This is a genomic window from Grimontia marina, assembly GCF_900060185.1.
Classification (GTDB): Bacteria; Pseudomonadota; Gammaproteobacteria; order Enterobacterales; family Vibrionaceae; genus Enterovibrio; species Enterovibrio marinus.
Window position 1 is genome coordinate 1 of the sequence record NZ_FIZY01000279.1, and the last position, 549, is coordinate 549.

A 549-nucleotide genomic window follows, 5' to 3' on the forward strand; every position below is an offset into this window, starting at 1 on the left:
TCACCGTGACCGACCAGGATGGCAACGTCATCTTCTCCGGCACCGTGACTCAGGACATGCTGGATAACGGCCTGTCACTGGCCGTGGATGCGCCAGCCACTGGCGACACCCTGGCGATTACTGCCACGGTCACCGACCCGGCCGGCAACAGCGCCGAAGGCAGCGACCAGGCGGTCATGGATTACGGCGTCGGCACGGGCGCACCGGCCTCACCGACGGTAGTGATTACCGAAGATGCCAATAACGATGGCACCATCAATGATGGCGAGCTCAATGGTCAGATAGACATCAGCGTGACACTGGGCGCGGGTACTGCTGTGGGCGATACCCTCACGGTGACCGACCAGGATGGCAACACCCTGTTCAGCGGCCCGGTCACCCAGGCCATGCTGGACAATGGCCTGGCCCTGACCCTGGATGCGCCGGCAGCGGGCACCACCCTCACGGTGAATGCCAACGTCACCGACCCGGCGGGCAACACCGCCAATGGCTCAGACAGCGCGGTACTGGATGTCGGCAGCACGGCGCCGGGCACGCCTGTGGTCACCA

1 pseudogene is annotated in these 549 nt (G+C 64.8%); it reads left to right on the forward strand.

The annotated features are described in order from the left end of the window. Nucleotides 1-549: pseudogene (locus GMA8713_RS27965) on the forward strand (hypothetical protein); the annotation flags it as partial.